Annotated in this window: 19 protein-coding genes and 1 riboswitch; of the genes, 14 read left to right on the forward strand and 5 right to left on the reverse strand. The window is 34.3% G+C overall.

The window, feature by feature from the left end:
* Positions 1 to 43: 43 nt before the first annotated feature.
* Both MHI39_RS11390 and MHI39_RS11395 read right to left on the reverse strand, forming a co-directional pair.
* Positions 44 to 379 carry a hypothetical protein gene (locus tag MHI39_RS11390; protein ID WP_259545254.1) on the reverse strand — a complete coding sequence of 112 codons (336 nt, stop codon included), beginning with the start codon at positions 377 to 379 and terminating at the stop codon, positions 44 to 46.
* Between the two features lie 38 nt (positions 380 to 417).
* The gene (locus MHI39_RS11395) at positions 418 to 738 is read right to left on the reverse strand and encodes a hypothetical protein (RefSeq protein ID WP_058004354.1); all 321 of its coding nucleotides are present in this window, start codon (positions 736 to 738) and stop codon (positions 418 to 420) included.
* Between the two features lie 649 nt (positions 739 to 1,387).
* Here MHI39_RS11395 and MHI39_RS11400 point away from each other — a divergent pair.
* The 11 genes from MHI39_RS11400 (at position 1,388) to MHI39_RS11450 (ending at position 14,059) form a co-directional block, all read left to right on the forward strand.
* The gene (locus tag MHI39_RS11400; protein ID WP_251337086.1) at positions 1,388 to 2,428 is read left to right on the forward strand and encodes a DUF3231 family protein; all 1,041 of its coding nucleotides are present in this window, start codon (positions 1,388 to 1,390) and stop codon (positions 2,426 to 2,428) included.
* 666 nt (positions 2,429 to 3,094) lie between these two features.
* Positions 3,095 to 3,853 (forward strand): alpha/beta hydrolase, encoded by a 759-nt coding sequence (locus MHI39_RS11405; RefSeq protein ID WP_259545255.1) that lies wholly within the window; start codon positions 3,095 to 3,097, stop codon positions 3,851 to 3,853.
* Positions 3,854 to 3,902: 49 nt separating this feature from the next.
* Positions 3,903 to 4,169, forward strand: a complete 267-nt coding sequence (locus MHI39_RS11410) for a YhdT family protein (protein WP_259545256.1) — start codon at positions 3,903 to 3,905, stop codon at positions 4,167 to 4,169.
* Positions 4,166 to 5,596 (forward strand): sodium/pantothenate symporter, encoded by a 1,431-nt coding sequence (gene panF, locus MHI39_RS11415; protein ID WP_342541261.1) that lies wholly within the window; start codon positions 4,166 to 4,168, stop codon positions 5,594 to 5,596. The genes MHI39_RS11410 and panF overlap by 4 nt, the downstream gene beginning before the upstream one ends.
* Positions 5,597 to 5,626: 30 nt before the next feature.
* On the forward strand, positions 5,627 to 6,274 hold the full coding sequence (locus MHI39_RS11420) for an MOSC domain-containing protein (RefSeq protein ID WP_259545258.1): 648 nt from the start codon (positions 5,627 to 5,629) through the stop codon (positions 6,272 to 6,274).
* A gap of 274 nt (positions 6,275 to 6,548) precedes the next feature.
* Positions 6,549 to 7,538, forward strand: a complete 990-nt coding sequence (locus MHI39_RS11425; protein ID WP_078110466.1) for an ABC transporter ATP-binding protein — start codon at positions 6,549 to 6,551, stop codon at positions 7,536 to 7,538.
* Positions 7,535 to 8,503: a dipeptide ABC transporter ATP-binding protein gene (locus MHI39_RS11430; protein WP_078110465.1), complete on the forward strand. Its 969-nt coding sequence runs from the start codon at positions 7,535 to 7,537 to the stop codon at positions 8,501 to 8,503. Before MHI39_RS11425 ends, MHI39_RS11430 begins: the two co-directional genes overlap by 4 nt.
* A 70-nt stretch (positions 8,504 to 8,573) precedes the next feature.
* Positions 8,574 to 10,187 (forward strand): ABC transporter substrate-binding protein, encoded by a 1,614-nt coding sequence (locus MHI39_RS11435; RefSeq protein WP_078110464.1) that lies wholly within the window; start codon positions 8,574 to 8,576, stop codon positions 10,185 to 10,187.
* Positions 10,188 to 10,253: 66 nt separating this feature from the next.
* A complete protein-coding gene (locus MHI39_RS11440) occupies positions 10,254 to 11,255 on the forward strand; it encodes an ABC transporter permease (RefSeq protein WP_058004363.1) in 1,002 nt (333 codons plus the stop codon).
* A gap of 12 nt (positions 11,256 to 11,267) precedes the next feature.
* Positions 11,268 to 12,155, forward strand: a complete 888-nt coding sequence (locus MHI39_RS11445) for an ABC transporter permease (RefSeq protein WP_058004364.1) — start codon at positions 11,268 to 11,270, stop codon at positions 12,153 to 12,155.
* 329 nt (positions 12,156 to 12,484) lie between these two features.
* The gene (locus MHI39_RS11450) at positions 12,485 to 14,059 is read left to right on the forward strand and encodes an IS1182 family transposase (protein ID WP_058006960.1); all 1,575 of its coding nucleotides are present in this window, start codon (positions 12,485 to 12,487) and stop codon (positions 14,057 to 14,059) included.
* Positions 14,060 to 14,166: 107 nt separating this feature from the next.
* Here the strand turns inward: MHI39_RS11450 and MHI39_RS11455 are convergent, their stop codons facing one another.
* From MHI39_RS11455 to MHI39_RS11465, 3 genes are all read right to left on the reverse strand, one after another.
* On the reverse strand, positions 14,167 to 15,210 hold the full coding sequence (locus MHI39_RS11455) for a ribonucleotide-diphosphate reductase subunit beta (RefSeq protein ID WP_058004365.1): 1,044 nt from the start codon (positions 15,208 to 15,210) through the stop codon (positions 14,167 to 14,169).
* Between the two features lie 16 nt (positions 15,211 to 15,226).
* Entirely contained in the window at positions 15,227 to 17,485 is a 2,259-nt protein-coding gene (locus tag MHI39_RS11460) for a ribonucleoside-diphosphate reductase subunit alpha (protein ID WP_342541262.1), read from the reverse strand.
* Between the two features lie 170 nt (positions 17,486 to 17,655).
* Positions 17,656 to 17,841: riboswitch (cobalamin riboswitch) on the reverse strand.
* 119 nt (positions 17,842 to 17,960) lie between these two features.
* Positions 17,961 to 19,019 (reverse strand): hypothetical protein, encoded by a 1,059-nt coding sequence (locus tag MHI39_RS11465; RefSeq protein WP_342541263.1) that lies wholly within the window; start codon positions 19,017 to 19,019, stop codon positions 17,961 to 17,963.
* Positions 19,020 to 19,398: 379 nt separating this feature from the next.
* Between MHI39_RS11465 and MHI39_RS11470 the strand changes: the two genes are divergently transcribed.
* Genes MHI39_RS11470 through MHI39_RS11480 form a run of 3 tightly spaced genes read left to right on the forward strand, consistent with a single transcriptional unit; the run spans position 19,399 to position 21,644 of the window.
* Positions 19,399 to 19,524: a hypothetical protein gene (locus MHI39_RS11470; protein WP_257234065.1), complete on the forward strand. Its 126-nt coding sequence runs from the start codon at positions 19,399 to 19,401 to the stop codon at positions 19,522 to 19,524.
* A gap of 39 nt (positions 19,525 to 19,563) precedes the next feature.
* Positions 19,564 to 20,244, forward strand: coding sequence for a response regulator transcription factor (locus tag MHI39_RS11475; RefSeq protein WP_071974987.1), 681 nt, complete (start codon positions 19,564 to 19,566; stop codon positions 20,242 to 20,244).
* Positions 20,241 to 21,644 (forward strand): HAMP domain-containing histidine kinase, encoded by a 1,404-nt coding sequence (locus tag MHI39_RS11480; RefSeq protein ID WP_342541264.1) that lies wholly within the window; start codon positions 20,241 to 20,243, stop codon positions 21,642 to 21,644. Before MHI39_RS11475 ends, MHI39_RS11480 begins: the two co-directional genes overlap by 4 nt.
* Positions 21,645 to 21,725 lie beyond the last annotated feature (81 nt).

Here is a 21,725-nt window from a genome sequence, read left to right on the forward strand (position 1 = left end):
CCTACTAAAATAAAAGTGGGAAACAGGATCCCACTTTAAGATTTTAAAAATCAAAATCAACATCAACATTGCTATTTTGATCTTGATCATTGTCCTGATCTTGATCTGAACGAACACGTGCATTGCTACGGCTATTTATACGAATGTCTACTCTTGAATTGCCAGAATTGTTAAGATTACTTTTAGCAATATTCGTGTTTTTGTCAGTATTTCTTACATTCGATTCAGAATCAGCATCTGCTCTGTTACGAACTTCATTATCTAGATCTGTATCGACATCTACATCAACATTTGTCCGAGTGTTGTTTCTGCGATTTTCATCAGAAAAGACATTGTCATTATTGTTATTATTCCTCCGGTTACGATTTCTTTTTGACATTTATAGCCCTCCATTTCTTCACTTTAGTAGGTAAAATATTAATCTTCAAAATCTACATCAATGTCAAGATCTTGATCTTGATCATTATCTTGATCCTGATCCGTCCGAACCCGTGCAATACTTCTGTTGTTTAACCTAATATCTACTCTAGAATTACCGGAATTTGAAACGGTAGTGCGAGCAATATTCGTATTTTTATCAGTATTTCTTACATTCGATTCAGAATCTGCATCTGCTCTATTATCAATATCATTATCAAAATCAGCTTCTACATCAACATTCGTGTTAGTACGATTATTTTCTCTATTACGATCTCCTCTAAAATAATTTTGATTTCCCGATTCATCATAATTTCTCATTTATTTTCAACTCCTTTCACAGTTTTCATAAACAATATATTCATGGTAATTCATTGAGTATAGTCATTTGATAGAGTGCATATGCACATTTTTAGTTAAAGTATACATTTTGAATAATAACTGACAGTCATCGTTTCTATTTGTTCTTTATACTTTCAATGCTTCACTTACTTTTTGTGCAAATTCCAATGGAGGCTTTATTGACTCAAAATACATATAACTTTGCTATTGGTTTATTAAAAAACAATAAATATGGACTTGGGACACAAATATTTTTCTTTTTTTATCACTGACATTGACGGTTTTATTTCTAAGGCTATTTTCTCTTAACATTGTTACTTTTTAAGTAAAGTGTTAACTGATAAATTTCGACTGAAGACAAATACACCTTTCATGTCTCTGAGAAATGAGCTGCAAACTCCATAAGAATTACTGAATCCATTATTGGGTGTAAAAGCCAGCAGTGGGGCTTTTACATAAGCAACAATCTATACGAAAACAGCCTTTAATAATGAGGAATATTATTTGATAATAGTTTTCTTTTGTGGATAAGGTTCTTAGCGGATCCATTAATATAATAATAAATGAATAAATTAGGCGTAAAAATATCAATATAAAATGTTTTGCTAATTTAAGGAGGAAAGCATGAATGTCAAATGTGAATGAAGATGGAAAAATAATAAAAGAACATAATATTCCCTTAAGTTCATCGGAAATGGGTTTTCTTTGGACTCAATACTTAAACGATACACTAGCATTATGTGTAATGAAGTATTTTAAAAACATTTGCAGGGACGAAGAAATTCTACCATTAATTGAAGATTCTCTAAATATTGCACAGCGTGATATTAATATAATTAAAGAAATATTTTCTAAAGAAAAAATTCCTGTACCAGAAGGATTCACAGATAAGGATGTGAATGAAAATGCACCAAGATTGTTTACAGATGTATTTATCTTATTGTATTTGCAAAAGTTAGAAATGATTGCAATGGCAGGTATAGGAGTTGCTATTGGTATTTCAGCACGCACAGACGTTAGTCAATTCTTCAATGACCTACTTATTTCAGTTGCAAATCTACATGACAAGGCAAGGAAAGTGTTATTGTCAAAAGGAGTATATGTACGACCACCACAAATTGCACCACCTGCTAGTGTAGATTTTGTAGAAAAACAAAGCTTCTTATTTGACTTTTTCGGACAGCATAAACGCCCTTTAACAGCAATTGAAATGACCCATTTATTTATAAATTATCAAACTAATGCATTAGGGAAAGTATTGATGATGGGGTTTGCACAGGTTTGTAAAAATAATGATGTTAGGCAATTTTTATCAGCAGGAAAAGAAATTGCCTCAAAGCATATGAAGAAATTTAGTTCAATTTTAATAAATCAGGATATTCCGGCACCATCGAATTGGGATGCAAATGTTCTTAATAGTACGCATGCGCCATTTTCAGATAAGTTAATGATGTTTCATACCACTTATTTAATAGCAGTTGGAATAGGTAATTACGGAACAGCAGCAGGAACTTGTCAAAGAATGGACTTAAGTGCTACATATACCCGACTTTCTGCAGAAATTGCTTTATATGCGGAAGATGGTGCGAATTTGATGATTAAACATGGATGGTTGGAAGAACCACCGCAAGCTGTAGACCATCAAAAGCTGATCAATCAAGAGAAGTAGATAATCATTTCGTTATAAATTGATATTCTAAATTATCCCAATAATTATGATGATATTTGTAATATACACTAAATTTCGTATTGATTTTTACATTCATTTGAAGTTTTTTTGCAAGGTCATAAATTAATCCTAAATTCTGTAAAAAGCAAAAAAACTATGTATATATATTAAAAATTAAATAGAATAATTATTGGTGAAAAATATATCAAACAAATTAAATAGATTATTATATGAGGGAGGGAGCGAAGGACTTTGTATTCAGTATGATTGCAAGTTTTTTAAAACATCAAACATAGTAATCAAATGAAACTTAGCTGCATAGTGATGGTATACATAGCCTCACACATGGGGTAAAGAAAATGCATGGGGAATACGTAGCAAATGTGCTGAAACAATTTGAAGGATCACCTGAAAATTTTCCTACAGTCATTCTCATGCATGAAAAAGAAAAAAACGTTAATAATTTGGTGCATTTTCTAATTTATTTTAAAAAGAAAGGCTATAATTTAGATTAGTATTACAGAATATAGGATCTGTACAGTTTAATCAGTGAGAATTTATATTCAAAAAAGAAAGCATATCTTTATGATGTTTTCTTTTTTTTATTAATTTTGTCCATTCTGCAAACCCTATTCTATAAGAAAAGAATAAAGAGGGTGTGTATGTATGCCATTCGTAAAATGTGTAAATCGATCAATATTTTATGAGGATTTAGGTCAAGGTCCGACTATATTATTTGTTCATCCTCCAGGAATGGGGAGAAAAACATTTATTAAGCAAAAGTTACTTCAATCCAGCTATCGTTTATTAATACCGGATTTTTCAGGACATGGGGACAGTTACTCAATAGATGGAAGAATGAATATTTCTTTGTATGTAGAGGAAATTGAAGCGATTAGAAATCAAATTGGAGAAGAAGCAATTTTTTTATTTGGTTACTCTGCAGGTGGAACGATTGTCCAAGAATATGCAATTAAGTATCCAAAGAATGTTAAAGGTGTGATATTATCAGGTGGGTACCCTAAAGTTACAACAGAGCTTTTAAGAATTGAACATCATATAGGTATAAATATGGTCGTATATGCACCCAAGATGTTAGCGAAATTATTATCGCTAAGTCACTATCGCGAAGCTTCTCTACAAGCAGAACTTTATCAACATATTTTAAAGTCCAATCGATACACGTGGAGGCAGTTCTATATTGAATCATTACGATTTAATTGTGTTGACCGTATATCACAATTAAATGCCCCATTAATGTTACTATATAGCACGAAGACAGATTATATTAATCACCATATTAAATATTATTCAAAGTTTATCGATACCGAGATTCATTTGATTAAAGGGTCGGGTCATCAACTACCTACTAGAAGGTTCGAAAAAGTAAATAAATTGATTGAACAATTCATTCAAAAACATTAAATAACAATAATTTTATTATGTAAACTGATTAGGAGGGAATCTATCACATATGAATGATCCTCGTTTTAAAATTGCTCATAAAGAAGCATGGATAGGGGTGGCCCTTGCCATTATACATTTTCTTTGGTGGTATGGGTTTGCCTATGGAATTGGAAGTAATAAAGTTGAACAATATACATACATACTAGGGTTACCAGCATGGTTTTTTTATAGCTGTGTGCTTGGCTTCATCATCATTGTGGTGTTAGTTTTTATTTCTGTTAAATTGTTTTTTAAAGATGTACCTTTTGAAGATGAAGGAAGTGAAGAACAATGAATATTCAGGTGATTATTCCTCTTGTCATATTTTTAGTATTATTTTTTTTAGTAGGGATTCTCTCGTCTCGATATGTTCATTCTTCTAATTCATTTATTCAAGAATATTTTTTAGGTAGTAGACAGATGGGTGGATTTATTTTAGCCATGACGATGGTCGCTACATATGGTAGTGGAAGTAGCTTTATTGGCGGGCCAGGTGCAGCTTATAACTATGGATTAGCATGGGTATTGCTAGCTATGACCCAGGTTGTAACCGGATATTTTGTTCTTATGGTATTAGGCAAGAAATTTGCCATTATTGCTCGGAAATACAATGCAATCACATTAATAGATTTTTTAAAAGAACGATACCAATCAAATTGGGTTACCATTATTGCAGCGATTAGTATTATTGTTTTTTTATTTTCCTCTATGATTGCTCAATGGGTCGGTGGTGCTAGACTCATGGAATCTATATTGGGGGTATCTTATACAACAGCCTTATTTATTTTTGCAATCTCTGTTCTTATATATGTCATTATAGGTGGATTTCGAGCTGTTGCAATAACAGATACTATTCAAGGGATTGTTATGCTAGGTGGAACCATTATTCTATTAATCGCTACCATTGTCGCTGGTGGTGGAATGGAAAATATAATGACAGAATTAAAGCATCAAAATCCAAATTTATTAAGTCCATATGGAGCTGATGGCTCTTTAACACCTTTATACATCTCTAGCTTTTGGATTCTGGTTGGAGTAGGGGTAGTTGGTCTACCGCAAATTGCGGTTAGAGCAATGTCTTATAAAAATGCAAATGCTATGCATAGAGCCATAATAATTGGCACAATCGTTATTGGTGTAATAATGTTTGGTATGCATTTAATCGGTGTGTTAGCGAGGGCAATCGTTCCAGGAATTGAAAATGCAGATACCGTAATGCCGATTATTACAATGAAGGTTCTTCCTGCTTGGGCAGCTGGAATCGTGCTTTCAGCACCTATGGCGGCGATTATGTCAACGGTCAACTCCGTATTAATACTTGTCTCCTCTGCAGTTGTGAAGGATGTATATATTGGTTTTGTAGATAAAAATGCCAGTGTTAAAAAAGTAAAGCAAATTAGTTTTTGGTCGACGACCATCATTGGTGTCGCAGTTGTTATTCTTTCCATTCATCCACCTGATCTTTTGATCTGGTTGAATTTATTTTCCTTTGGTGGTTTGGAAGCAGTTTTTATTTGGCCAATTGTCATGGGATTGTATTGGAAAACTGGGAATAAATTTGGGGCGATTACTTCCATGATTGTAGGAATGACTTCTTATATTTATTTGGATCGTTTCCACCCTAATCTACTTGGCATGCATACGGTTGTCATACCTATTCTTTTATCATTTCTAATGTTTATCATTGTTTCATTGCTGACTAAAAGTAAAGTGACTACTTAAGTTATGAATCTATAAATTATGAGGAGTTAAATGATGAAAATTATACGATTAAACATCGGAAAGCCGAAGATTTCTTCCTATAAATCAAAAGAATTTCTTACAGGAATTGGCAAAGAATCCATTTCTGAGGCATTGCTATTAAAGGACCAGTTTGTTGGGGATGGTGTAGCAAATCCTGCCTTTCATGGAGGTCCAGATCGGGCGGTCTGTTTTTACCCATATGAGCATTATAAACAATGGGAAGAGGAATTTAACAAAACCTTATCCATCCCTGCATTTGGTGAGAATTTGACTGTTTCAGGTATGCTAGAAAAGGATATTTGTATTGGGGACATTTTTCAAATCGGTGATACAATTGTTCAGATTACACAAGGACGTGTTCCATGTTCAACCATTTCAAAATATAATTCATTAGACTCGCTATTAAAAAGAACAGTCGACACATGTTATACGGGATATTTTGCACGTGTTTTAAAAGAAGGGATGATTAGGGAGGATTCTAGCATCAAGCTGATTAAACGTCATCCTATGCAGGTTAGTGTTTACGACACTATGAATGCATTATTCTTTGGTGATCATGTACAAAGTATGGAGAAAATAATAGAAGTTCCTGAGTTAGCGGATGCGATGAGGAATAGCTTTGTGAAAAAATTAAATAAGTTAAAAAGTATGAGTTAGAAATTTACATCCTTGTTATTATATATTAAATCGTAAGGGGTCCATTTATGGATTCCTTTTTTTATAGGAAACTGTATAAAAATATGTTTCCTGAAATTGTAGGTTGAAAATTCAAATTATTTTTTAAAAAAAGTATTTTCAAATATATTTATTAAAGGTAGAATATTATAAATAGAATGTCTATTTAGAATACATATATTTTGTGTGGACGGTTTTTTTGTTGGCTTTCTGTTTTTAAATCATCAAGCCTGATCATATGAAAGGAAGGGGAAAAATGGAAAATCCGGTCCTGGAAGTCAGAGGTTTATCGACATCATTTTCAACTGATAACGGTATTATTCCAGTTGTCAATAATATTGACTTTACTGTTAAACGTCAAGAGGTGGTTGGTATTGTTGGTGAATCTGGTTGTGGAAAAAGTGTTACATCTCTATCAATTATGGGACTTATCCCAACAAGCAACGGGAAAGTAGAAGGTGGGATTTACTTTAATGGTGAGAATCTAGCAAATTTTTCAGAAAAAAAGATGAGAAGTATTCGCGGGAATGAAATTGCTATGATCTTTCAGGAACCAATGACCAGTTTAAATCCTGTATTTACAATTGGTGAACAATTAATCGAAGCTATAAAAATCCACTGGAAGTGGTCAAAGAAGAAAGCGAGAGAGTATGCCATACAAATGTTACAAAAAGTAGGCTTGCCTCGTGCAGAACAATTAATTAATGAATATCCTCACCAATTATCAGGTGGGATGAGGCAGCGTGTAATGATTGCCATGGCCATGCTATGTAACCCCAAACTTTTAATAGCTGATGAACCAACAACAGCATTGGATGTTACGATTCAAGCACAGATTTTAGAATTAATGAAAAAGCTAAATAAAGAAACAGATACATCTATTATTATGATTACTCATGATTTAGGTGTCGTAGCTGAGATGTGTCAACGAATCATCGTGATGTATAGCGGGAAAATTGTTGAAGAAGCTGATGTTCGTACGATTTTTAAGGAACCAAAGCATCCATATACAGTCGGTTTGATTCAGTCTGTTCCGGATATGAGAGAAAAAAAGGAAAGATTATATTCCATACCGGGTAATGTTCCAAAACCAGGATCCATAGAATTTGGTTGCCATTTTGCCCCGCGTTGCCCGCATGCACATGATCGTTGCTTCACTGACACACCAGATTTAACTACTTTGAAAAATGGACAAAAGGTTAGATGTTGGTTATACGAAGAGGGGAAGGAAGTTGAGATTTCATGAATGAACCTCTATTAAAGGTAGAACATTTAAAAAAGAATTTTCCAATCCGTGGTGGTGTATTTTCAAAACAAATAGGTACGGTAAAAGCAGTAGATGATATATCATTCACGATACATAAAGGTGAAACATTGGGGTTAGTAGGTGAAAGCGGCTGTGGAAAATCAACCACAGGAAGAATGCTCCTACGCCTTCTTGAACCAAGTGAAGGCAAAATTATATTTGAAGGCAACGATATTACGAAACTATCAAATCGTGAATTAAGGAAAATTAGAGGGAAAATGCAAATGATTTTCCAGGATCCATATGCATCATTAAATCCTAGACATACGATTGAAAGAATATTAGAAGAACCATTACTGGTTCATGGTGTGAAGGACAAGGAAGCACGTCAAAGAAAGGTTCGCGAGCTCTTAGAAATCGTTGGGCTTAATAGCTATCATGCTACTCGTTATCCCCATCAATTTAGTGGTGGTCAACGTCAAAGGATTGGAATAGCAAGAGCATTGAGTTTAAATCCAAAGCTAATTATTGCTGATGAACCTGTTTCCGCTTTAGATGTTTCTATCCAAGCACAAGTATTAAATCTAATGAAGGATCTACAAAAGAATTTTGATCTTACCTATTTATTTATTGCCCATGATCTTGGTGTGGTTAGACATATTAGTGATCGTGTTGGGGTGATGTATTTAGGAAGAATGGTTGAATTAGCAGAGAGTGAAGAAGTATATCAAAATCCAAAACATCCATATACTCAAGCTTTGCTATCAGCTGTACCAATTGCTGATGTGGATTATAAAAAAGAAAGAATTGTTCTACAGGGGGATGTTCCAAGTCCTGCAAATCCTCCTTCAGGTTGCACATTTCATACTCGATGCCCATTAGCATTTGAGAAATGTGCAGTAGAAAGACCTTTATTTAAAGAGGTCGAAGCAGGTCACTTTGCGGCATGTCATCTACATGGGTGATTTTGCATAGATTTAACATGAAAGATGTTAAAAAAACTACTAACATCAATCAAAAAATGGGGGGAAAAAGATGAGAAAAAAATTGACGGGAGTAATTATTTTTATCCTTGTTCTTTCGTTGGCTTTGATGGGATGTTCCTCATCCAAATCAAATAGTGAAAAGAGCAGTGATGGGAAGAAAGATTCATCTGATGGTGGAGGTGTTCTAGTATATGCACGTGGGGGGGATGCAGTAAAACTTGATCCTGCCACAGTAACTGATGGGGAATCACTGATTGTTGCTGAACAGATTTTCGAAACACTTGTAAATTTTAAAAAGGAAACAACAGAAATTGAGCCAGGACTTGCAAAGTCTTGGGAAATCTCTGATGATGGTTTAACTTATACATTCAAGCTAGAAGAGGGAGTTAAATTCCACGATGGTACAGATTTTAATGCTGAGGCAGTTGTGAAGAATTTTGATCGTTGGGCAAACGGAGATGTGGAGAAATTTCCATATTACCAATCTCAATTTGGAGGATATAAAGGGGATGAAGCAGCGGTCATTAAAGAGGTAAAGGCAATTGATGATACGACTGTTCAATTTACACTTTTCCGTGCACAAGCACCATTCTTAAAGAACTTGGCTATGTCTCCATTTGGAATTTCAAGCCCAACAGCAATTGATAAGTTTGGAGATAAATATATCGAAAACCCTGTTGGAACTGGACCTTTCAAATTCGAAAGTTGGAAGCGAAATGATTCCATTACGGTTGTGAGAAATAAGGATTATTGGAAGGAAGGATTACCGAAGCTTGATAAGGTGGTTCTAAAAGTAATAAAGGATAATTCGACACGACTAAATTCTTTAAAGAAAGGTGAAGTCGATTTAATTGATGGGTTAAATCCAAGTGATATTTCAACTGTAAAAGCGGATAAGAATCTTCAAATTTTTGAGAGACCATCTATGAATATTGGATATTTAGGTTTTAATGTTACAAAAGCACCTTTTGATAATGTAAAGGTACGTCAAGCTCTTAGTCATGCAGTTAATAAAGAAGCGTTAATTAAAAACTTTTATGAAGGTACAGCAGAACCAGCAAAAAACCCGATGCCACCTTCAATCAACGGATATAATGATGAAATTGAAGACTATGAATATGATTTAGATAAAGCGAAAAAGATGCTTGAAGAGGCAGGCTTCAAGGATGGTTTTAGTGTTGACCTGTGGACAATGCCAGTTGTTCGTCCATATATGCCTAACGGACAAAAAGTAGCTGAAGCAATACAAGCTGATTTTGCAAAAATTGGCGTAAAAGCGAAAATTGTTACGATGGAATGGGGGACCTATTTAGATAAATTAGCTAAAGGGGAAGCGCCGATTTACATTGTAGGATGGACTGGTGACAATGGTGATGCAGATAACTTCTTATATGCTTTGCTTGATAAGGATGCCATTGGTTCAAATAATAACTCGCAATATTCAAATGATGAGTTACATGAGCTTTTAGTTAAAGCACAATCAGAAACAGATGAAGCAAAACGAAATGAATATTATAAGGAAGCACAAGTAATTATTCATAATGATGCACCATGGGTACCAATTGCACACTCACTACCACAATTAGCAGGAAAAAGTACAGTTAAGGGATTCTTCCCACATCCAACTGGATCACAAAGTTTTGCTGACACTACAGTTGAATAACAATCCTGGGGAGCAATGACTCCCCTTTTTCATTCAAACTACATAATTAAAGGGGTGAAGTTGTAAATGGTTGCTTATACGGTTCGACGTTTACTTCTACTAATACCTGTACTTCTCGGGATGCTCATTATTGTATTTTCGCTTATCCATGCTATTCCTGGAGATCCAGCAAGGGCCATTTTAGGACAGCTCGCCACAAAAGAGGCTGTTGCCGAACTTTCAAAGCAGCTAGGTCTTGATCAACCAATGTATATTCAATTTTTTGATTACATAAAGGATTTAGTAACAGGAAATTTAGGTACCTCACTTAAAACTCAAGCACCTATTAGCGATGAGATTTGGCCATATTTTGGTGCTACAGTTGAATTAGCATTGGTGGCAATGTTCATTGCAATTTTTGTTGGTGTGAATGCAGGAATTATCTCTGCATGGTTTCAAAATTCATGGTTTGATTACATTGTTATGTTAATAGCACTTATAGGTGTATCCATGCCTATTTTTTGGCTTGGCTTGATGGAGCAGTATGTTTTTTCCCTTCATTTAGATTTATTACCTACAATGGGTCGCGATGATATTCGAAATCCCGTTGAGGCAATAACGAATCTCTATTTAATTGATACATTAATCCAAGGTAGATTCGATCAGTTCATAGATGTATTCAAACATTTAATCTTGCCAAGTATCGCATTAGCAACAATACCAATGGCGATTATTGCCCGGATTACTCGCTCCAGCATGCTAGAAGTTATGCGTTCAGATTATATTCGAACTGCGCGTGCAAAAGGAATGAAGATGTTTTGGGTAGTGTACAAGCATTCGTTAAAAAATGCATTTATACCTGTCTTAACGATTATAGGTTTACAAACAGGATTATTATTAGGTGGAGCTATTTTAACTGAAACGATTTTTGGATGGCCTGGTATGGGAACCTATATCTATGAGGCCATTCAATTTCGTGACTATCCCGTTATTCAATCAGGAATTTTAATCTTGGCACTTATTTTTGTGTTAATAAATTTAATTGTGGATTTACTCTATGCAGCGATTGATCCACGTATTAAATATTAGGAGGGTTAATCAATGCCAGAACTTTCAACAAATGCAACTCATACAACCCCGGTTGAAGAGCCATTGATTTCTCCATGGAAAGAGGGCTGGAAAAATTTCAAAAAGAATAAAGCGGCAGTTTTTGGGCTAGGATTAGTACTTTTCTTTATTCTTATTGCTATTTTTGCCAACGTCTTAGCACCGTATGATTATACAGAAACAGGTGACAAGCATCTTCCTCCTTCTGCAACTCATTGGTTCGGAACGGATGATTTAGGACGGGATATTTTAAGTAGAGTCATATTTGGGGCACGAATTTCTTTAGTAGTTGGTTTCTTATCTGTTATAGGTTCGGCGATCATAGGTTCGTTCTTAGGGATCATCGCTGGATACTATGGTCGAATAGTGGATGGAATCATCTCGAGAATTTTTGATATTTTATTGGCTTTTCCAAGTATTTTATTAGCAATTGCTATTGTAGCCATGCTTGGACCTTCATTATTTAATGCATTAATTGCGATTGCGATAATAAATATCCCTACCTTTGGTAGATTGGTGCGCTCAAGGGTTCTTACGGTCAAGGAAGAAGAGTATATAACAGCAGCAAAAGCTATAGGTATGGGTGATGGAAGAATCTTATTGCATCACGTATTTCCAAACAGTATGGCACCAATTATTGTACAAGGTTCATTAGCGATTGCTAGTGCAATCATTGAGGCAGCTGCTTTAGGATTTTTAGGATTAGGTGCACAGCCACCGACACCTGAATGGGGAAAAATGCTGGCTGATTCGAAGGATTTTATTCTACAGGCACCTTGGACGGTCATCTTCCCAGGTTTAGCAATTATGTTAACGGTTCTTGGGTTCAATCTTATGGGCGATGGATTGAGAGATGCATTAGATCCTAGAATGAAAAATTAAGGTTATTTTCGAAATTTTGTTTCTTGAAAGCCTAACTACTGACTTTTACACCAAAGAAAGGATTCTCCAGTTAGAATTAAAGGGTATAGCTGTTCTCAGCCAATATTTATTAGTTAAAACACTGCTTATTTAGCAACGTGGTTTAAGAATAGTGCCAAAAAATTATAGAAAAGAGGCTGGGACAAAACCCACCTCTGAGATGAAAAAGCCGGTGAAATTTTACGACAAGTAAAATTTCACCGGCTTTGATTATTTTTTTAACAAAAATAAGGACCACTTCTGATAAAATTAAGTCACCACAACAAAATTATACAGAAAGAAGGATCCTTATGTTTAAAAATTATACCATGAATCAATTAGTTTTGCCTTTAGATTTAGAAGTAAAATTACAAAAAAATGATATTGCCTTTCATATCCATCATCTAGTTGAAAGTATTCCTCATGAAGTTTTCGAACCATTTCTGCGAAATGAGGGCTATCCTGCTTATCATCCACGCATGATGCTTAAAATTATTTTATGTGCCTACACCCAATCTGTCTTTTCAGGGCGAAAAATTGAAGCCCTATTAAAAGACAGTATCCGGATGATGTGGCTATCACAAGGGTATGAACCAAGCTACCGTACAATCAATCGATTCCGTGTTCATTCAGATGTGAAAGAATTAATTCGCCAATGTTTCGTCCAATTTCGTTGCCAATTAATCGAAGAAAAACTAATCGATCAAGAAGCAATTTTTATTGATGGTACAAAGATTGAAGCAAATGCGAATAAATTTACGTTTGTCTGGAAGAAATCGATTGAGAAATATCATCACAGTTTAATTGAAAGGTCAAACCAGCTATATAACGAGCTACTTGAGAACGAAATTATACCTGAAATTGAACGGGAAGGTGATGAACAATTATCATTGAAAGAGCTCGCTCAATTGGTAGGAAAAGTGGACAATGTCGTAGCTGAGTATGATAAACAAATTAAGGAATCATCAGACGTTCCAGAACGAAAAGCTTTAAGAAGTGAACGCAAATACCCGAAACAAGTGCGTAAACAGTTGATTGATTTTGTCTTACGAAAACAAAAATATCAACGAGACTTTGAAATTTTAGGCACACGTAATAGCTATTCCAAAACAGATCTGGACGCGACATTTATGCGAATGAAAGATGATTATATGCAAAACGGACAATTGAAAGCTGGTTACAATGTACAAATCGCAACAGAAGGGCAATACACGCTTGCCTATAGTTTATTTTCAAACCCAACAGATACACGTACGTTAATTCCATTTCTTGATGAAATCGAGAACCATTATTTCGTGTTACCGAAACATATTGTCGCAGATGCAGGTTATGGTAGTGAACAAAACTATAATGATATCCTTTTGAACAGAAAACGAGAAGCACTGATTACGTATAATCTGTATTTGAAGGAGCAAAAGAAAAAGTACAAACAAAACCCATTGAATCCCGACAACTGGCAGTATTGTGAAGAAACAGATACATATATATGCCCTAACCAGAAACGTCTTGAATTTCAATATCATTCTGTCCGTACTGATCGTACGGGATTCCAACGAAGGTTCAAGATCTACGAGTGTGAGGACTGTTCGGGATGTCCATTCCGTTCATCATGTACAAAAGCGAAAGAAGGCAACAATCGAAAACTAATGGTGAATGAACAATGGGAACAACAAAAAGTATATGTGAGAGCGAAGCTTTCAGAAGAGAAAACGAGCTCCATCTATCGAAAACGCAAAATCGATGTGGAACCAGTTTTTGGATTCTTGAAGGCTAATTTACGTTTCACTCGATTTTCTGTACGAGGAAAATCGAAGGTAGAAAATGAAATGGGACTCGCATTAATGGCCGTGAATTTAAGAAAATTCACGGCCAAACAACTACGGTAATAGAAGAATTAACACACAAAAATAGGAAAAGTTGAATTTGAGTTCGCTCAAATTCAACTTTTTCACTATTTGAAGCTAGTTATGTCCCAGCCTCTTTTGAACTATTATTATAATTCATCAAATCCATTATCCACATAATTTACTTTCGTATATTGGCGTGACTTTTGTTCGAAGAAATCTGACTTACCTAAATCTACTTCTTCATAGGCTTTAATCCAACGTAATGGATTTGTACGATAATCTGGGAAGGGACGTTCGAATCCAAGTTGCTTGCAGCGTATATTGGCATAGAATTTAATATAATCCTCTAAATCCTTTACTAATATTCCGTCAATATGGTTGCCAATAATAGATCTTGCCCATTCGATTTCTAATTTCGCTGCCTTTTTAAAGGTATCTTCAACGAAAGCTTTTAACTCCTCATTATCATATTCAGGATATTCTACCAATACTTCTTTAAAAATCTTTACAAATAAATCAACATGTAATTGTTCATCGCGATTAATATAATTAATCATCGTTGACGTTGCGACCATTTTTTGATTTCGTGCAAGATTATAGAAAAAGGCAAAACCTGAATAAAAAAAGAGACCTTCTAATATCACATCAAAAACAATAGATTTTAATAGGTTTTCTACACTTGGTCTTGTAGCGAAAGCTGTATAGCCATTTGTAACAAATTCATTCCGCTTTTCTAAAACTGGTTCCGTTCTCCAAAATTCAAATACTTCATCCTGGACATGCTTTGGGACAATACTAGATAAAACATAGGAATAGGAATGATTGTGAATAACTTCTTGCTGGGCCAAAATAATCATTAGTGCATTTAAGCTAGAATCTGTTAAGTAATCGGCTACTTTGCCTGCGTAATCGGTTTGAATACTATCTAGTAAGGCTAATAAACCAATGATTTTTAAGAAGGCATCCTGTTCTTCTTTTGATAAAGTTGGGAACTGTTTTATATCTTGGGACATATTTATTTCAAACGGTGTCCAAAAATTTCCTAGCATTTTCTTATATTTAGGATAGGCCCAAGAAAAGCGAACATCATCCCAATTAAGTATATTGGAGCATCTTCCATTAATGATTGATGTTGATCGGTTTGGTGCTGTATTGTCAATGATCTTGCGTGTTTGTAGTTTATTAGACATTCCTTTTTCTCCCTTCTTAACTTGAACAAGAATCACATTCTTCTAACGTTGTAGAGGTAGAGCGTAAATAATAGCTAGTTTTTAAACCAGCTTTCCAAGCATGAAGATGTAAATCTAATAGCTCCTTCGCCTGAACGGTATTTTGAACATAAAGATTAAATGATATGGATTGATCAATATGTCTTTGTCTGGCTTCATTTTGCCGGATACTCCAATGCTGATCTATGAAATAGGCGGATTTATAATACCAAGTTGTCTCTGCATTTAGATCCGGAGCGGTTACGGGGATTTTATAATCCTTTTTTTCCTCTGAATAAAACTTTTGAAAAATTGGATCAATGCTTGCTGAGCTTCCTGCTATTAATGATGTTGATGAGTTAGGAGCAACTGCCATTAGGTAGCCATTTCTTATCCCGAATTTTTGGATATCTTGGAATAATCGTAACCAGGGATGGGAGCTTTCAGAGTTGAAATATCCTCTAGCATCAAAATAAGAACCAGTTTCCCAATCCGATCCGTGGAACAGCTCATATGCGCCCTTTTCTTGTGCTAATAACATGCTAGCCTTAATCGTTAAAAAGGCAATTTTTTCATATAGTTTATCTGCATATTCAATTGCCTCTTCACTTTCCCACGAAATTTTCTCTAAAGCTAGTAAATGATGCCATCCAAATGTTCCTAATCCTATTGCACGATATTTTTTGTTCGTTAATTGTGCTTGTACGACAGGGATTGTATTTAAATCAATGACATTATCTAGCATCCGAACTTGAATTGGGATAAGTTTTTCAAGAACATCATCTTTCACTGCCTTAGCTAAATGAATAGATGATAAGTTGCATACAACAAAATCGCCTGGCTGTTTTTCAATCATGATTTTCCCATCCTCAGTGTATTGGCTGATCATCGTTGTAGGGCTTTGATTTTGCATAATTTCTGTACATAAATTACTAGAATAGATCATACCTTGATGCTTATTTGGATTTTTTCGATTCACTTCATCACGATAAAACATGAAGGGACCACCTGATTCAAGTTGGCTTTTCATAATTCTCTTCATCAATTCAATCGCGGGTATACTCGTTTTCGTCAGGGTAGGGTGGTTAACACATTCCCAGTACTTCTCTCTAAAGCTTCCTTTGCCTTTTTGTTCATCATAATAATCCTCTAGAGAAAAACCTAGGGTTTGTCTTACTTCATGTGGATCAAACAAATACCAATTTTCGCGAGCCTCCACTTGTTCCATAAACAAATCTGGAAGACAAACACCATGAAAGAGATCATGTGTACGTAATCGTTCGTCCCCGTTATTTAATTTAGAATCTAAAAAGGAAGTAATATCCTTATGCCATACATCTAAGTAAACACAAATAGCTCCTTTTCTTTGCCCTAATTGATCCACACTCACTGCAATATTATTTAATTGCTTCATCCAAGGAAGTACTCCAGAGGAAGCACCACTAAATCCTTTAATCGCACTGCCACGGCTACGAATTTTTCCTAAATAAACACCAATACCTCCACCATTTTTTGATAGATTAGCAATATCAGTATGACTATCAAAGATGGCTTGTAAACTATCATCAACAGTATCGATAAAACAGCTCGATAATTGCCCGTAATTTTTTCCTGCATTAGATAGTGTAGGTGTAGCGACGGTCATGTAAAGATTACTTAATGCCCAGTAAGCGTCTTTTACCAACTGAATACGATTCTCAATAGGTTCATTTTGCATTAAATACATCGCAATAATCATCCAACGTTCTTGAGGTAACTCAAACACTCTTTTTTTGTGGTCGGTTGCCAAATATCTGTCAGCTAAAGTACGTATACCAATATATGTAAAAAGTCCATCCCTTGTCGGATCAATAAAGGATTCAAACAAATGAATGTCATCCTCTGTATACTTGTTTAATAATTCTCTTGAATAAATACCATCTTTTGTAAGACGAACAATTAATTCTAGTAGGTTTCCATATTTATTTTTGAATAAGTATCCACGTGTTTGTGAAGCTTTGTAATATAGATGTTCCATAAATAGGTTAGAGGCATGATAAGTCCAATTAGGATTTTCTGCGTTTATGTTTGATAAACATTCTAGAATTATTTGATTTACCCATTCATCCTCGGGTAGCCATGGTTTTTGCTCAAATAAATTTTTACCAAACAACAAGAGCGACGTTAGATCTTCGTTTTTTGTATCAGAACCTTCTAATATTTGCATTATGTGATTCATCCATTCCGTCATTTCAGCACCCTTTGTTACTAGAGTCATTTTTTTCCCTCCAATAGATAATGTGACTTTTAATAAACTTGTCTAAAAAAAGCCATAAAAAAAGATCCGTCACAAGTAAGTTGAGCGGATCAAACGATAGGAAAAGATGTAAAAAAATAAAAGTAAAAAAACTCTCACTATCGTTTCATCTTCTCAATCCCCGAAGAAATTTGAAACTTTCAAGAAAAGGCAGGTCTCCTGACTTATGTGCAGCCTACTTAAGAACCTTCCCATATCTATTTAGATACAGTGGTTAGTCTTGTTCGTTCACAAATACAGTTGCGGGGACAGTTCCGGAGTCAAACCGGATTCCCTATTAAGTCCAGTAAATGGACACCTTCGCTTGAAATAATTCAATATTTAGTTGTGGAAAAATAGTATATAACTATATATTGTGTTTTATCATAGCATATTCGATGCTTTCATGACAATATATATCTATTAAATACTCAAATTCTAATAGAATCTCATAACACTATGATTCTATTTTGTTCTTTAATGTGTTTAAAAATAATAGAGGGTCATCAACACGTAAATGAATAGTATTTACTTTTTTTGTCATACCATACAAGTAAGATGCCTGAATTGGATCTTTTAAAATTATTTCTATTTGTGGCTTTTCCTTGATAAAGTCAGAAGGAGCTGCATCAAAAATAGAAGCTAGTTCCTGCTTAGAAAGAGGAGAGGAACGAGTGTACTCATTGACGGAAAGAATAAGTTTTAAAGGAATATCTATTTTCTTCATGATCCCTGTTTGAAGAATTAGGTTTTGATCCGATAACAAATAAGGGCATAATCTAACTGCTTGTATTTCGGCAAGTAACATGAATAAACCGTATATATTAATCACAAGAGCGATTATTGTTATGATTGGACTCCACTGATGTAATAAAAAGTGAAAGCCTATAGATTCAATAATTAGAGCATGAATGATCATGATATTTAATGCGATCGTACTTGTCTTTTTATGGTATGAAAAGGCCTTGAAGTGTATATGACTAGGTCTTTTTTTCCATGCAAACAAACTATAATAAAAAACGGAGATTTCTGAGATAAGAATAAATAGAAATTTTGAAGGCTTAAAATGGGTGAGAAAGGAATTTTCTAATCGATCCTTAAAAAAAGGAATCCGCTCATGTTTTGATTTGAATGTGTCTATAACTGAAGGTAGTCTTTTTAATAATAATGCTATTAAAATCAATTCAAAAATAATAAAAGTGCCTTCTACAGCAAATAAAATGTATTTTGCAGCGGATAGTGTTTGAAAATAAGTTGCGGGAATAATCAGCCATGCGGCAACATACCCTGCACCTATAATTGCAAAGAGATATTTAATGGAGAGGCGTCTTCTAATTATAAAAAAATATGCTAGTATGGGGATTGTAACAATAAAGTCTAAAAAGGAACCAATAGTGATCAGGGGTGTAATTGGTTGTGTAAATTCAACCCTATATAGTAAAAAATTCGCAAGCAATATCAAGGTAGCTAAAAGAACGAACCAAACCCAACTTTGATTATTTATTCGTAATGTCATTTTGCAAACCTCCTTGATTTGTTTACCTTAATTATACGTAATTTGTTATATTGACAACTTATAGAAAAATGTTAAAATATGAACGTTTTCTTAACAATTATTTATAGTGTATGATGAGAAAAATACATTTTCTCATGAATTTTTAATCTTTCTTTCATGAGTCTTTAGTATTTATTATGTACCATTGATTTTGCGTTAAAAGGACATTACATAGTTGTTACCCATTACTATGGTTAGTTCTTTTTATACTCATTATAAAGTTCTTTCTTTAATTCCGGCTAATATAGCCGGTTATTTTTTTTCTTTTTATTATCTTTTTCTCATCTGATTTTCATCTATGCTTTGTATGATATGTATATCTTAAAGGAGGCGCATCATTATGTGGATACGATTTATTCCCATCGTATTTTTTAGTGCAACAGCGATTATGTTATTTGCCTTTCAATCAGTTGAAATAGTCCATGCGGTAATGGATTTAATTTTTTCTAAAACTCGTATAAAATAAGAAGAGTAAGAAAACTTGTTAGATGAAGCAGGTGTTCAAATGAAAAGGATATTAATTATAGAAGATGAAAAGAATTTAGCAAGATTTATTGAACTCGAACTCAAATATGAAGGCTATGAGGTAAAGGTGGCTAATGATGGACGTGAAGGTTTGCAGTCGGCTCTACAAGAAGATTGGGATGTTGTTTTACTTGATTTAATGCTCCCTAGCTTAAATGGAATGGAAGTTTGTCGAAGATTACGTCAGGAGAAAGATACACCAATTATAATGATTACAGCACGTGATAGTGTGATAGATCGTGTTTCTGGCTTAGATCATGGAGCAGATGATTATATTGTCAAGCCCTTTGCCATTGAAGAATTATTAGCTCGATTACGTTCGATTTTTAGGAGAATTGAAATACATGATCCGAAAATCCAACTTACCTCTTATACTTTTCGTGATTTGTTTGTGGAGAAAGAAAGTCGTATCGTAAAGAAGAATGACAAAATTATCGATGTGACAAAAAGAGAATATGATTTGCTTTTGACCTTACTAGAGAATAAAAATATCGTGATGACGAGAGAAGTATTATTGAATAAAGTATGGGGCTATGAAACTGAAGTTGAAACGAATGTCGTAGACGTGTATATTCGTTATTTGCGAAATAAAATTGATAATCCTGGCGAAGAAAGTTATATTCAAACTGTGCGAGGAACAGGGTATGTGATGCGTGAATGAAGCGTATAAAAAATTGGTATCGAGGTCAATCCTTGAAGGTAAAATGGTCAATAGGAACAAGTGCGGCCATTTTTTTTGCATTTTTCTTTTTTAGTTTTATTCAATATCATGTAGTTAGTCAATGGATGCTTCATGAAGAAAAAAATAATATTTCCCAAGCATTGGATGAAATATCGATCTTTGTAAAACAGGGTGGTAATTTTGCAGATAACGAAGAAATAAAGAATCAAATCTATGAAAAAGATTTAACGATTCAGATTTTTGATGCGAAAGGAAATAAAGTAACTATTAAAAATCCAGAAGCACCAACATATGTGATTCCTTTTAGTCCTGTTAGTAATAAAACAGTGGAGCTCTATACTACGAAGCATAAAAAAATTTACTTAGGTCGTGCACCTGTGCGCTTTGATGGCTTTTCAGGTTATGTTGCAATTGTTCAACCTTTAACAAGATACCACCAAATGATGGGTAGTCTTTTTTTTATCATGAGTATATTTGGCGGGATTGCGCTTTTATTAAGTGGTTTAATAGGATTTTTAATGGCCAAAGGCTTTTTAAAGCCTTTGCAGAAGTTTTCTACAACGATGAAAAAAATACGTAAAAAAGGCTTTCATGAAAGGATGGAGCCAAGTAATTCAAAAGATGAAATGGGAGAGTTAGCCCATATTTTTAATGAAATGATGGATCAAATTGAACTGGCATTTAATCAACAGAAACGTTTTGTCGAAGATGCTTCCCATGAGCTTCGCACCCCCGTTCAAATCATGGAAGGACATTTGAAATTGTTAAACCGTTGGGGGAAAAAAGATCCGAGTATTTTAGATGAATCATTACATGCATCAATACAAGAGTTAGATCGAATGAAAAATCTTGTCCAGGAATTATTAGATTTATCTAGAGCAGAACAAATTGAAATTAAAACTAGGGATCATAGCACATTGTTAATAAAAACCTTATCCCGAATTATTAAAAACTTTGAAGTCATACATGAAAACTTTACATTTGAACTGATTGAACATAAATTGAAAAATTCTACTGTACAAATTAGTGAAAATCACTTTGAACAAATAATGATAATTTTATTGGATAATGCCGTTAAATACTCTGATGAAATTCAAAAGGTCGATGTATCTATTGAAGAGGATCATGATCATAAAATGGTCAGAATCACTGTACGAGATTATGGTTTAGGTATTCCAGAAGAAGATTTGTCAAAGATTTTCCATCGTTTTTATCGTGTCGATAAAGCAAGAAGCCGAGCAAAGGGTGGAAATGGTTTAGGGCTTTCAATTGCTAAACAATTAGTAGAAAGCTATGAGGGAGATATACGCGCAACAAGTGAGCTTGGTAAAGGAACAAGTATAACTTTTTCATTGCCAGTGATTAAAGATGCTATCTGATAAGAGATATTCAGATAGCTCTTTCTTTATTGTCTATTTTTCATTCAGTTGCTTGTGATACCAAAAAGGGTGTCCATTGTA

Source organism: Heyndrickxia sp. FSL K6-6286, from assembly GCF_038630395.1.
Taxonomy (GTDB): Bacteria; Bacillota; Bacilli; order Bacillales; family Bacillaceae_C; genus Heyndrickxia; species Heyndrickxia oleronia.

Bases quoted from the DNA above. Each gene is read 5' to 3' on its own strand.
- MHI39_RS11390 (WP_259545254.1), bottom strand. From the start codon at position 379: ATGTCAAAAAGAAATCGTAACCGGAGGAATAATAACAATAATGACAAT.
- MHI39_RS11395 (WP_058004354.1), bottom strand. From the start codon at position 738: ATGAGAAATTATGATGAATCGGGAAATCAAAATTATTTTAGAGGAGAT.
- MHI39_RS11400 (WP_251337086.1), top strand. From the start codon at position 1,388: ATGTCAAATGTGAATGAAGATGGAAAAATAATAAAAGAACATAATATT.
- MHI39_RS11405 (WP_259545255.1), top strand. From the start codon at position 3,095: ATGCCATTCGTAAAATGTGTAAATCGATCAATATTTTATGAGGATTTA.
- MHI39_RS11410 (WP_259545256.1), top strand. From the start codon at position 3,903: ATGAATGATCCTCGTTTTAAAATTGCTCATAAAGAAGCATGGATAGGG.
- panF (WP_342541261.1), top strand. From the start codon at position 4,166: ATGAATATTCAGGTGATTATTCCTCTTGTCATATTTTTAGTATTATTT.
- MHI39_RS11420 (WP_259545258.1), top strand. From the start codon at position 5,627: ATGATGAAAATTATACGATTAAACATCGGAAAGCCGAAGATTTCTTCC.
- MHI39_RS11425 (WP_078110466.1), top strand. From the start codon at position 6,549: ATGGAAAATCCGGTCCTGGAAGTCAGAGGTTTATCGACATCATTTTCA.
- MHI39_RS11430 (WP_078110465.1), top strand. From the start codon at position 7,535: ATGAATGAACCTCTATTAAAGGTAGAACATTTAAAAAAGAATTTTCCA.
- MHI39_RS11435 (WP_078110464.1), top strand. From the start codon at position 8,574: ATGAGAAAAAAATTGACGGGAGTAATTATTTTTATCCTTGTTCTTTCG.
- MHI39_RS11440 (WP_058004363.1), top strand. From the start codon at position 10,254: ATGGTTGCTTATACGGTTCGACGTTTACTTCTACTAATACCTGTACTT.
- MHI39_RS11445 (WP_058004364.1), top strand. From the start codon at position 11,268: ATGCCAGAACTTTCAACAAATGCAACTCATACAACCCCGGTTGAAGAG.
- MHI39_RS11450 (WP_058006960.1), top strand. From the start codon at position 12,485: ATGTTTAAAAATTATACCATGAATCAATTAGTTTTGCCTTTAGATTTA.
- MHI39_RS11455 (WP_058004365.1), bottom strand. From the start codon at position 15,210: ATGTCTAATAAACTACAAACACGCAAGATCATTGACAATACAGCACCA.
- MHI39_RS11460 (WP_342541262.1), bottom strand. From the start codon at position 17,485: ATGACTCTAGTAACAAAGGGTGCTGAAATGACGGAATGGATGAATCAC.
- MHI39_RS11465 (WP_342541263.1), bottom strand. From the start codon at position 19,019: ATGACATTACGAATAAATAATCAAAGTTGGGTTTGGTTCGTTCTTTTA.
- MHI39_RS11470 (WP_257234065.1), top strand. From the start codon at position 19,399: ATGTGGATACGATTTATTCCCATCGTATTTTTTAGTGCAACAGCGATT.
- MHI39_RS11475 (WP_071974987.1), top strand. From the start codon at position 19,564: ATGAAAAGGATATTAATTATAGAAGATGAAAAGAATTTAGCAAGATTT.
- MHI39_RS11480 (WP_342541264.1), top strand. From the start codon at position 20,241: ATGAAGCGTATAAAAAATTGGTATCGAGGTCAATCCTTGAAGGTAAAA.